Annotated in this window: 11 protein-coding genes and 1 pseudogene; 7 read left to right on the top strand and 5 right to left on the bottom strand. The window is 71.2% G+C overall.

Annotated features, from left to right (window positions below; all coding sequences use genetic code 11):
• Positions 1-68: 68 nt before the first annotated feature.
• The 6 genes from G5C66_RS17000 (at position 69) to G5C66_RS16975 (ending at position 5,023) form a co-directional block, all read left to right on the top strand.
• Positions 69-650: a histone deacetylase gene (locus G5C66_RS17000; protein WP_165112149.1), complete on the top strand. Its 582-nt coding sequence runs from the start codon at positions 69-71 to the stop codon at positions 648-650.
• A gap of 34 nt (positions 651-684) precedes the next feature.
• Entirely contained in the window at positions 685-1,161 is a 477-nt protein-coding gene (locus G5C66_RS16995) for a DinB family protein (protein WP_165112148.1), read from the top strand.
• 58 nt (positions 1,162-1,219) lie between these two features.
• A complete protein-coding gene (locus tag G5C66_RS16990; RefSeq protein ID WP_165112147.1) occupies positions 1,220-1,858 on the top strand; it encodes a LysE family transporter in 639 nt (212 codons plus the stop codon).
• Between the two features lie 44 nt (positions 1,859-1,902).
• A complete protein-coding gene (locus G5C66_RS16985; RefSeq protein WP_206444209.1) occupies positions 1,903-2,883 on the top strand; it encodes a DUF5829 family protein in 981 nt (326 codons plus the stop codon).
• An 88-nt stretch (positions 2,884-2,971) separates the two neighbouring features.
• Positions 2,972-3,715: an IclR family transcriptional regulator gene (locus tag G5C66_RS16980; RefSeq protein WP_165112146.1), complete on the top strand. Its 744-nt coding sequence runs from the start codon at positions 2,972-2,974 to the stop codon at positions 3,713-3,715.
• A 75-nt stretch (positions 3,716-3,790) separates the two neighbouring features.
• A complete protein-coding gene (locus G5C66_RS16975) occupies positions 3,791-5,023 on the top strand; it encodes an MFS transporter (protein WP_165112145.1) in 1,233 nt (410 codons plus the stop codon).
• Here G5C66_RS16975 and G5C66_RS16970 read toward each other — a convergent pair.
• The 3 genes from G5C66_RS16970 to G5C66_RS16960 all read right to left on the bottom strand — a co-directional run bounded on the left by G5C66_RS16970 (position 5,020) and on the right by G5C66_RS16960 (position 7,189).
• On the bottom strand, positions 5,020-5,889 hold the full coding sequence (locus G5C66_RS16970) for a carbohydrate kinase family protein (RefSeq protein WP_165112144.1): 870 nt from the start codon (positions 5,887-5,889) through the stop codon (positions 5,020-5,022). The genes G5C66_RS16975 and G5C66_RS16970 overlap by 4 nt on opposite strands.
• A gap of 27 nt (positions 5,890-5,916) precedes the next feature.
• Entirely contained in the window at positions 5,917-6,345 is a 429-nt protein-coding gene (locus tag G5C66_RS16965; RefSeq protein ID WP_165112143.1) for a YkvA family protein, read from the bottom strand.
• 76 nt (positions 6,346-6,421) lie between these two features.
• On the bottom strand, positions 6,422-7,189 hold the full coding sequence (locus tag G5C66_RS16960) for an SDR family NAD(P)-dependent oxidoreductase (protein ID WP_165112142.1): 768 nt from the start codon (positions 7,187-7,189) through the stop codon (positions 6,422-6,424).
• A gap of 101 nt (positions 7,190-7,290) precedes the next feature.
• On the opposite strand from G5C66_RS16960, the pseudogene arr reads away from it, so the two are divergent.
• Positions 7,291-7,694, top strand: a pseudogene (arr, locus tag G5C66_RS26545) (NAD(+)--rifampin ADP-ribosyltransferase).
• Positions 7,695-7,699: 5 nt separating this feature from the next.
• On the opposite strand, the gene G5C66_RS16950 reads toward arr, so the two are convergent.
• Entirely contained in the window at positions 7,700-8,641 is a 942-nt protein-coding gene (locus G5C66_RS16950) for a cupin domain-containing protein (protein ID WP_165112141.1), read from the bottom strand.
• 38 nt (positions 8,642-8,679) lie between these two features.
• The gene (locus G5C66_RS16945) at positions 8,680-9,300 is read right to left on the bottom strand and encodes an NAD(P)-dependent oxidoreductase (RefSeq protein ID WP_165112140.1); all 621 of its coding nucleotides are present in this window, start codon (positions 9,298-9,300) and stop codon (positions 8,680-8,682) included.
• Positions 9,301-9,321 lie beyond the last annotated feature (21 nt).

The raw sequence follows: 9,321 nt of genomic DNA, 5'->3' as shown, positions 1-9,321 counted from the left end.
CCCCGGCAACCTGCGCCCGAGCCGGTTTCCCTACGGGTGGCCTGGGTCACGTCGGTAGGCTCCGCGCGGTGAGTTCAGAGGTCTGGTACGTCAGCTACGGGTCGAACATGTGTCGCGACCGCCTCAGCGCCTACCTCCTCGGCGGCCAGCCGGTAGGAGCCCGGCAGTCCTACGTCGGGGCGCGTACGCCGTCGATGCCGCTCGAGGACGTCGCCGTCGACCTTCCCGGACGGCTCTATTTCGCGGGCGAGTCGCGCACCTGGACGGGCGGCGTGGCGTTCTACGACCACGACGCCCCCGGCTCCTGGACCGCGGCCCGCGCCTACCGGATGACCGCCGAGCAGTTCGCCGACATCGCCGCCCAGGAGATGAACCGGCTGCCGGCACCCGGCGACCCGATCGAGAAGGTCGTCATCGACGGCCTCGAGAACGGCCGCCACGAGGCCGGCCCAGGACACTACGAGACGCTGATCGAGGTCGGCCGCCGCGACGGTCTCCCCATGCTCACCTTCACCGCGCCCCACGGGTTCGACGCGGTCGAGCACACCCGGCCCGCGGAGGCGTACGTCGCGATGCTGACCCGCGGGCTCCACGAGGCCCGCGGCTGGGACCGGCACCGGGCCGAGGCGTACGTGTGGGAGCGCTGCTGACGGCCACCCGCATGCGGCCCGCTAGCCTGCCCGCATGAAGATCGGACAGGCGGACGAGCGCGCGCTCCTCGAGGGCATGGTCGACATCCAGCGCGAGCAGGTCAGCGGCATCCTCGCGGACCTCGACGACGAGGAGGCGCGCCGGAAGCTGGTCCCGTCGCTGACCACGCCGCTCGGGTTGGTCAAGCACGCGACGTTCGTCGAGAAGGTGTGGTTCCACGCGCGGGTCGCGGGCGTCTCCCGCAAGGAGATCGGGCTGCCCGACACCATCGACGAGAGCTTCGTCCTCGACGACGAGGACACGGTCGAGTCGATCCGGTCCGCCTACGAAGCCGCCTGCGCCCACTCGCGCGAGGTCGCGGCCGAGCACGAGCTCGACGAGGAGTTCGACTGGCACGGCAACAAGGTGTCGCTGCGGTTCATCTACGCCCACATGATCCAGGAGCTGGCCCGCCACGCCGGCCACGGCGACATCCTCGTCGAGCAGATCCAGGCCGCCCGGAACGCCTGACCCTTCCGCCAGGCAAAATGGTTCGTACGCCGCCGCCACCCTGCCCGAGAATGGGACGGTGCCGACCCTTAGCCAGTTCGCCGCCTTCGCGCTCGCGTCCGTCATCTTCATCCTGATCCCCGGCCCGAGCGTGCTCTTCGCCCTCGGCCGTGCCCTGACCGCAGGCCGCCGCGAGGCCGTGCTCGCCGTCGGCGGCAACGCGCTCGGCCAGTTCGGTCAGGTCCTGGCGGTGGCCGTCGGGCTCGGCGCGCTCGTGGCGGCCTCCGCGACCGCGTTCACCGTGGTGAAGCTGGTGGGGGCGGCGTACGTCGTCTATCTCGGCATCCAGGCGATCCGTCACCGTGCCGACGCCCGGGCGGCCCTCGATGGCGAGGACGTCGCGCGGACGACCGCCTGGGGCGCGATCCGCACCGGGATGATCGTCGGGGCGACCAACCCGAAGACGATCGTCTTCCACCTGGCCTTCCTGCCGCAGTTCATCGACACCTCCGCGCCGGCGATGCCCCAGATCCTGCTGCTCGGCGCGATCTTCTCGGCGATGGCCTTCGTCTGCGACTCCGGCTGGGTGGTGGCCGCCAGCCGGGCCAAGGCCTGGTTCGCCCGCAAGCCCAAGCGGCTCGACAGCCTCGGTGCCGGTGGTGGCGTCCTCATGATCGGCCTCGGGGCGACCATGGCCACCGCCTCCCACGGGGCCTGACGAATTCCGAGACAGGAGCGCCCCGGTCGCAGAGACTGGGACCCATGCGGACTCCATGGAGAATCTCGGGCTTCATCGCGGCTGCGATCGCCTCACTCGTCATCACCACAGGGACCTCGGTCACCACGGCCCACGCCGAGGAGGAGCGCCAGGATCCGCTCCTCGCGTTCAACCACGCATGGGCGATGGTCGACCGGGAGACCGCCGATGCGATCGAGCACTCCGAGTATCTGGGCCAGTTCGCCGACCGCCGGATCAGCACCGGCAACGACGGCACCTCGAGTTGGACCGGTCGCTACCTGCTCGGCAAGGAGACCTATCTCGAGTTCTTCGGGCCGGGCGACGCCCCCGACGCGGTCGCGGGTGACACCGGGCTCGCCGTCTCGGCGGACGACGACGGCGACCTGGCCGTCGCGACCGACAACCTGCACGACCTCGGCGTCGACCCGGTCGAGTTCACCCAGGTGACCGACCTCGGTGACGGCAAGCCGATCCCGTGGTTCGACGTCACCTACACGACCGCGACCCACGACACCTTCTTCTCCTGGGCGATGGAGTATCGCGACGAGTTCCTCAGCGACCCGCGGCTCTCCTTCCCGCCGCCCGCCTACGAGGGCGACGTCAGTCGCGACCGCTACAACCGCGACCGCTACCTCGACCACCAGATGCGCGATGTCATCGGCATCCAGATCGCCACGACCGAGGCCGACATCGAGAAGATGGTCCCGCTGTGGCGCGCCGCCGGGATCACCATCCGGGTGCTGAAGGACGGCGGCGTCCTCGCCTTCGACGGCATGACCACGATCCGCCTGCTCCCCGTGCCGGCCGAGGAGGCGGGCGTACGCCACATCGTCCTCGCCCTCAACGAGCCGGCCGAGGAGCCCCACACCGAGACCATCGGCAACTCGACGCTGCACGTCGGGCCGGGGGCGTACGCGCTGTGGACCTTCGACCCGATCGAGGCCGAGCCGGCCACCCGGTCCAGCGGCGCCGGCGAACCGCTCCATCCCGCCTTCGGCGGCTGAGCGCCGCTCCCCGTCGGGGCGACGCTGTCGGCTCATGCCCGGGAAGGGCATGATGGCGTCGGATCCGACGGGATGAAGGCAGACGACGATGGCGGGCAACAGCCGACAGGCCGGCACGAGCGTGACCAGTCGCGCCCTGGCGATCCTGAGCGCCTTCGACGAGCAGCACCGGACGCTGTCGCTCAGCGACATCGCCACTCGCGCAGACCTTCCGCTCGCCACGACGCACCGGCTCCTGGGCGAGCTTCACCGCTGGGGCGCGCTGGACCGGCTGCCGTCGGGTGAGTACGTCATCGGCCGCAGGATCTGGGACATCGGCCACCTCGCACCGACCGAGACCGGGCTCCGTCAGGTGGCCGAGCCCTTCCTCCACGACCTCTACGGCGCGACCCTCGCGACCGTGCACCTGGCCGTACGCGAGGGGACCGAGGTGGTCTACCTCGACCGCCTGCGTGGCAACCAGTCGGTCCCGGTCGTGAGCAAGGTCGGCGGGCGCCTGCCGCTGCACACCACCGGGGTCGGCAAGGTCCTCCTCGCCCACGCTCCGGCCGAGGTCCAGGACGCGGTGCTGGCGTCCCTCACCCGGATCACGCCCTACACGATCACCCAGCCCGGAGCGCTCCGCAGGCAGCTGCGGCAGGTGCTCGACAAGGGCTACGCCACCACCCACGAGGAGATGAGCCTCGGCGCCTGCTCGATCGCCGTCCCGGTCCACCGGCACGACGAGGTGGTGGCCTCTCTGGGTCTGGTGGTCCCCACGCTCAAGGGGAGCGAGCAGCGGCTGTACGGCGCGCTGCACGTCGCCGCGCAGTCGATCGGACGCCGGCTCTGACAAAAATCGCCCGACCTTCCACTGAACGGAAGCTGTGCGGACGGTCACAGGGGCCATGCGGCGTACGTTCCTCCCATGAATGTGTCCCCTACCACATCCGCCGCCGTCACCGGCGGTGACAACCGCAACCTGTGGCCGGTCGTGCTCTGCTGGCTCGCCGTCGCTCTCGATGGCTACGACCTCGTGGTGCTCGGCGCTGTGATCCCCACGCTGGCCGGGACCGGCGCGCTCGGATTCACCGGCCCCTCATTGACCACGGCGGCCACGGTCGGCCTCGTCGGGGTCGGCATCGGTGCCGTGGCCATCGGTCCGCTCGCCGACCGGTTCGGCCGGCGCAAGACGCTGATCAGCAGCATCGCCCTGTTCTCCCTCCTCACCCTGGCCGTCGCCTTCGCGCCGAACGCGACGGTGTTCATCGCACTGCGCTTCCTGGCGGGGCTCGGCCTGGGCGCCTGCCTGCCGACCGCGCTGGCGTTCATGAGCGAGCACGCCCGGCCGGGACGCTCGGGAACGGCCATGACGCGGATGATGACCGGCTACCACGTCGGAGCCGTGCTCACCGCGCTGCTCGCCCTGTGGGTGATCCCGCACCTGGGCTGGGAGGCGATGTTCGTGATCGGCGGCGTCGCAGGTCTGCTGACGGTCCCGGTGATGTGGGCGAAGCTGCCGGAGTCGCAGGTCTACCTGGAGACGGTCGAGACCGAGAAGGTACGCCCCTCCGAGGTCGTACGCGGCCGGCTGCTGTGGGTCAGCCTGGGATTGTGGGCGGCGTCGTTCTGCGGGCTGCTGCTGGTCTACGGCCTCAACACCTGGCTGCCGACGATCATGGGTGAGGCCGGCTACTCCCTCAACGCCGGGCTCGGCCTGCTCCTCACCCTCAACATCGGTGCCGTGATCGGACTCGTCCTCGCCGGCCAGATCTCCGACGCCAGGGGCAACAAGCAGACGGTCGTGATGTGGTTCGGCATCGCTGCGGTGATGCTGGCCCTGCTGTCGATCAAGATGGAGAGCAGCATCGTGGTGTACGCCGCGGTCCTGGCCGCCGGCGTCTTCGTCTTCAGCGCGCAGGTGCTGGTCTACGCCTTCGTCAGCCACCTCTATCCCGCCCGCATCCGGGGCACGGCGCTCGGCATGTCCGCAGGCGTCGGCCGGGTCGGTGCCATCGTCGGGCCGTTCCTCGGAGGCGCACTCCTCACCGCCGGCATCGCCTATCCGTGGGGCTTCTACGCCTTCGCCGGCGCAGCGGTGATCGCCCTGCTGGCCCTGCTGACGGTCCCGGCGCACCCGGACGAGGCGATGACGGACTAGCTCGGCGTCTCCACCCGGCGCACGAGCGCCGGGTGGAGGTGTTCGGTCTCGATCGCGACCCTGGCCTGCTCCGAGGCCGCTCGCAGGGCGGCGTCGACCGGCTCCTCACGCAACCGCGCCGCCAGGAAGCCGGCCATGAAGGCGTCGCCGGCACCGTTCGTGTCGACCACCGCGGCGGGCACCGCGGCCACCTCGTGCCGAGTCCCGTCCGCCGCGAGCGCGATCGCGCCCTTCGCGCCGAGGGTGCAGACGGCGAGGCGGGGACCGCGGTCGAGACAGGAGGCCATCAGTGCCCAGGGGTCCTCGGTGCCGTCGTCGTTCATGAACACGCCCTCGGCCGCCCGCAGGAACGGCTCGTGGAACGCCGAAGTGCCGTCGTAGTCGTGCAGGTCCATCCACAGCGGCGCCCGCCGCGCGGGAAGCGCCTCGAGCACCAGCCGACCCAGCTCGCTCAGGTCGATGACCGCGAGATCCGCCTCGGCGACCGCCTGCGCAGCCGCCTCGACCGCATCGGCGGACGGGGTCGACGGGGTCGAGACGTACAGCGAGACCCGGCCGCCGTCGGCCATCAGGTTGACGTGGCGCTCGGTCTGCTCGCTGGCGATCGCCTCGACGACGACCCCTGCCTGCTCGATCCGCTCGCGCAGCACGGCTCCGTCCTCGTCGTCGCCGATCGGGGACCACAGGCGTACGTCGATGCCCAGCCCGGCCAGGTGCAGCGCCTTGCCCGCAGAGGTGCCGCCGATCGTGTGCCAGGAGCGGCGCGCGAACTGCATGTGCGGCACCGGCTCGGGCAGGCGATCGAGCGCGATCAGGTGGTTCCAGGAAGCGGGGCCGCACACCACGACCCGGGGACGGGAAGGCATGCGACCATTCAGCACCATCGGTCGACGTCACGCACCCGGATTCGAGCCCTCGAGCCCGGCGATCTTGACCAGGGCCGCGAAGCCGTCCTCGGTGCCCGGCCAGCGCGCCCGCACCGCGTCGATCCCGGCTCGACGGACGATGCTGCGCAGGACGGCGGCGACGATGATGGCGTCGTCGGCGTAGCCCAGCACCGGGATGAAGTCGGGCACCAGGTCGATCGGCAGGGCCAGGTAGACCATCAGCAACCCGAGCCGGACCCGTACGCCGCGGGGCATCGTCTTGTCGGCCGCCAGCCGGCGCAGCAGCCGGATCACGTCAGGCAGGATCCGCAGCGCCTCGCGCAGCAGGTCGCCGCGCGGGCGGACGACGAGCAGCGCCACCACGAGGCAGATCCAGGTGAGCAGCAGAGCCGCGGCGATCCCGATCGCCAGGTCCCACCAGAACGAGCCGGTCATCCTCACCCTTCCGCAGCCGGCCCCGCTGTGGCACCGCGACGCCGATTCCATGACGGCACCGCAGCGGAGCGGACGCTCAGGCCCCCGCGACGACCGCCACCCCGGTGCGCCCGCCGTCCACGTCCAGCACGGTCCCGTGGACGAACTCGGCCTCGTCGGAGGCGAGGTACGCGACGGCCGCGGCGATCGCCTCCGGACCGCCCGAGCCGCCCGCGGGAGTACCGGCCATGAAACGGTCACCGTAGCCGGGGCCGTCCAGAGCCGGGTCGCGGATGACTCCGGGCGAGACCGCGTTGACCCGGATCCCGCTGTCGGCGAACTCCGCTGACCAGGCACGGGTGAGGGTCTCCATGGCCGCCTTGGTCGAGGCGTACAGGGCACCGAGCGGGAGGCTCAGCCGGGCGACCCAGCTCCCGAGGTTGATGATGACGCCTTCCCCGGCCGCCTGCATCTGCGGCGCGAGCGCCTGCATAAGGAAGAAGGGCGCCTTGACGTTGACGCCGTAGACCTGGTCGAACATGTCGGCGTCGGCCGTGAGGGTCGTGGCCGCCGGGAAGATCCCGGCGTTGTTGACGAGGATGTCGAGCCGCCCGCCGAGCGCGGCGAGGGCGCGCTCGGCGAGCGCCCGGCTCACCTCGGCGCTGCCGTCGAGGTCGGCGGCGACGAAGTCGGCGCGACCGCCGGCCGAACGGATCGCCTCGACGACCGCGGCTCCCCGCTCCTCGTTACGGCCGGACACGATCACGTGCGCGCCTTCCGCGGCCAGACGCTGCGCGATCGCGCGCCCGATGTTGCTGGTGGAGCCGGTGACGAGAGCTGTCTTCCCAGAGAATCTGTGTGTCATGCCGACGACGCTAGGGACCACAAATTGGACTCACAAGTCCAGTCTTTCGTTCGCCCGGCCTGGATCGAGCCGCCTGTGGAGGTACCCCCTAGCCTGCTGGCATGGGTGAGCCACTGGACGAGGGGCCGTTCTACCACGGCACGAAGGCCGACCTTCAGGTCGGCGACCATCTCACCGCGGGGTTCCGGTCGAACTACCGCCCCGAGGTCGTGATGAACCACATCTACTTCACCGCGCTCCGCGATGGCGCCGGGCTCGCCGCCGAGCTCGCGGCGGGCGACGGGCGCCCCGGGTGTATGTCGTCGAACCGACCGGGGAGTTCGAGAACGATCCGAACGTCACGGACAAGAAGTTTCCCGGCAACCCGACCCGCTCCTACCGCAGCACGGAGCCGCTTCGGATCGTCGCCGAGGTCGCCGACTGGACGCGACAGACTCCGGAGGCCCTGAAGATGTGGCGCGACCGCCTGGCCGCGATGGGCGACGACGCCGAGATCATCAACTAGCCCGGCTACGCACTGGCTCTGCCCGCGCGATACTGCTGCGGGCTCACCCCGTAGACCCGCTTGAACGCGGCACTGAACGAGAACGGGCTGCCGTAGCCGACCTGACGGGCGAGCGCGGCGATCGTGGTGTCGGAGGAGACCAGCAGGTCGGCGGCGAGCGCGAGCCGCCAGCCGGTGAGATAGCTCATCGGCGGCTCACCGAGGAGCGCCGTGAACCGCCGGCCGAGCGCGGCACGGGACAGACCGACCTGCGCGGCCAGCTCGTCGACGGTCCACGGACGGGCGACCTGCTGGTGCAGGAGCGAGAGCGCCTCGCCGATCGCCGGGTCGTGCTGGGCGCGGAACCAGCCCGGAGCCTCGTCCCGGCGACTCGCGAACCAGGTACGCAGCGTCGAGATGAGGAGCACGTCGAGCAGCCGGTCCAGCAGCGCCCGCTGGCCGGGGGCCTCGATCTGCATCTCGTCGGCCAGCACGCTCAGCAGCGCCGTCGGGGCCTCCTCGTGGTCGAGGAGGACGACGCCCGGGAGCGCCGACAGCAGGGGGCGACTGGCCTCGCCGTCGCCCTCGTAGGTGCCGACGAGCAGCACGCAGTCGCCGTCCGGGTCTCCCCAGGTGCGGATACCGAGGGACCGTTCGTCCCACAGCGCGCGACCGTCGTCGGCGCTGGTGCAGCGGCCTCCGGGGTAGATCACGACGTCGGGAGGCGTGGCAGGGTCGTCCGCGACCGTGTAGTGGTCCGGGCCGAGCACGACCGCCACCTGGCCGCCGTCCATCCGCATCGGCGACCGACCCTCGGCGCAGATCCAGGCGGACCCCCGGAGCGCCGCGAGCACGGTGAGCGGCGCTTCGTCCTCGATGCGCAGCGACCAGGGCGGGTCCAGCAGCGCACGGAGCAGGAACGCACCCCGTGCACGCGGACCGTCGAGCAGCGCCTCCAGGACATCCACACCATGCAGGCTATCGGCGTGGACGGGTGCCGGAGGGGTCATGCCGAGACCGACACCGCACGACGCACGTACGTCTCGTCCTCGACCTGAGCGAGCACGAAGGCGGCGACGTCGGCGCGAGCGATCTTCAGACGCAGCCCGCTCTCGGTTCCGTCGAAACCGTGCCGAACCGGCCCCGGGCTCTGGTCGGCGAAGGCCGAGGGACGCACGGTCGTCCAGGCCAGGCCACTCTCCTCGACCACCGCCTCCTGACGTACGTGGTCGGCGTAGGCGGGCCGCAGCAGCGCTCCGAACATGACGTACTTCCAGAACAGGTCGAGGTTGGCTCGGCTGGACCCGACGCCGAGGGTGCTCTGGCACACCAGGCGCTGGACGCCGGCCTGCTTCATCGCGGCGACGACCGCGCGGGTGCCGGCCTCGCGGACCTCGCCCTTGCGGCCGGCGCCGAGCGTGACGATGACGGCGTCGGCGCCTTTGACCGCCGGCAGGCACGCGGCCGGATCCGTGACGTCGCCCTCGACCACGTGCAGCCGGTCGTGCGCTGCGGTGACGCGGGCCGCGTCCCGGGTGAATGCGGTGACGTGGTGGCCCGCGGCGAGCGCCTGCTCGACCACGTGGCGGCCGATCGTTCCGGTGGCGCCGAAGACGGTGATGTTCATGAGGGCTCCTTCGTTGGGTGG

The organism is Nocardioides turkmenicus (assembly GCF_011045035.1).
In the GTDB taxonomy this organism is placed as follows: Bacteria; Actinomycetota; Actinomycetes; order Propionibacteriales; family Nocardioidaceae; genus Nocardioides; species Nocardioides turkmenicus.
Note: the sequence above shows the minus strand (reverse complement) of the source record. Positions and strands in the feature narration are given on the sequence as shown.